Origin of the sequence: Mycobacterium sp. (assembly GCF_049280035.1) — a bacterium.
Taxonomy (GTDB): Bacteria; Actinomycetota; Actinomycetes; order Mycobacteriales; family Mycobacteriaceae; genus Mycobacterium.
This window is the reverse complement of the sequence record NZ_JBAPPI010000221.1, coordinates 1-1,544: the sequence shown is the minus strand read 5'-3', so window position 1 is coordinate 1,544 and position 1,544 is coordinate 1. Positions and strand designations below refer to the sequence as shown.

The following is a 1,544-nucleotide window of genomic DNA, read 5'->3' as shown; positions in this document are numbered from 1 at the left end:
CGCCGAGGCCATGCCGTCACCGCTGGACGTCTTAGCGGCGTTGCGCGAGCCCGGTATCGGCGTCATCGCCGAGGTGAAGCGGGCCAGCCCGTCGGCGGGAGAACTCGCGTCGATCGCCGACCCAGCCAGTTTGGCCCGCTCTTACGAAGACGGCGGCGCCCGGATCATCAGCGTGCTGACGGAAGAGCGCCGCTTTCACGGCAGCCTGGACGATCTTGACGCGGTGCGCGCGGCGGTGTCGGTACCGGTGCTGCGTAAAGACTTTGTGGTGGGGCCCTACCAAATTCACGAGGCCCGTGCGCACGGTGCGGACATGCTGCTGCTGATCGTCGCGGCGCTGGATCAGCCTGTGCTGGAGTCGATGTTGGAGCGCATCGAGTCGCTGGGAATGACGGCATTGGTCGAGGTGCACACCGAGGAAGAAGCCGACCGGGCGTTGAAGGCCGGGGCCCGGGTGATCGGCGTCAACGCCCGCGACCTGCGAACGCTGAAAGTGGACCGAGACTGCTTCGCGCGCATCGCGCCCGGGCTGCCCAGCCGCGTGATCAGGATCGCCGAATCTGGGGTGCGTGGCACCGCCGACCTGCTGGCGTATGCCGGTGCGGGCGCTGATGCGGTGCTGGTTGGTGAGGGCCTCGTGACCAGCGGTGATCCCCGCGCAGCCGTCGCTGACCTGGTCACCGCGGGCAAGCACCCGTCGTGTCCGAAGCCGGCCCGCTAGCCCGGCGTTCATGGGATGCATGCGCAGAAATGGTTGAACGCTATGCACCGCTTGCGCGTTGAGCCTTGGTAATGGCAGACATCTTGCGTCCCCAACTTCCGCTTTCCAGCGCGGCGATCGCCGAGCCCACCCAGCACGATCCCGACTCCCGGGGTCATTTCGGTGTGTATGGGGGCCGGTATGTCGCCGAAGCGCTGATGGCGGTGATCGAGGAGGTCACCGCCGCCTACGAAAAGGCGCGCACCGACCAGACTTACCTCGACAGACTCGATAAACTGCAGGCGCACTACACCGGCCGGCCGTCCCCGCTCTATGAGGCCGCTCGACTCAGCGCGCAGGCCGGCGGGGCGCGGATATTCCTCAAACGAGAAGACTTGAACCACACCGGTTCTCACAAGATCAACAATGTGCTGGGTCAGGCCTTGCTGGCCCGGCAGATGGGCAAGACGCGGGTGATCGCTGAGACCGGCGCGGGCCAGCACGGGGTGGCCACCGCAACCGCCTGCGCGCTGCTCGGGTTGGATTGCGTCGTCTACATGGGCGCCGTCGACACCGCGCGGCAGGCCCTCAATGTGGCGCGGATGCGACTGCTGGGCGCCGAGGTCGTTTCGGTCGAGTCGGGCTCGCAGACACTCAAAGACGCGATCAATGAGGCGTTCCGCGACTGGGTCACCAACGCGGAGAACACCTACTACTGTTTCGGCACCGCGGCCGGGCCGCATCCCTTCCCGACGATGGTCCGTGATTTTCAGCGGGTCATCGGGCTTGAGACCCGGGTGCAGATCCAGGATCAGGCCGGCCGACTGCCCGACGCCGTCACCGC

Annotated in this window: 2 protein-coding genes; both read left to right on the top strand. The window is 66.8% G+C overall.

What is annotated here, in order from left to right; translation table 11 throughout:
• On the top strand, positions 1 to 721 hold a 721-nt coding region (gene trpC / locus WAN71_RS07285), incomplete at its 5' end, for an indole-3-glycerol phosphate synthase TrpC (protein ID WP_422224690.1).
• A 71-nt stretch (positions 722 to 792) separates the two neighbouring features.
• Positions 793 to 1,544 (top strand): pyridoxal-phosphate dependent enzyme (locus WAN71_RS07280; RefSeq protein WP_422224689.1); only part of this gene is annotated, 752 nt, incomplete at its 3' end.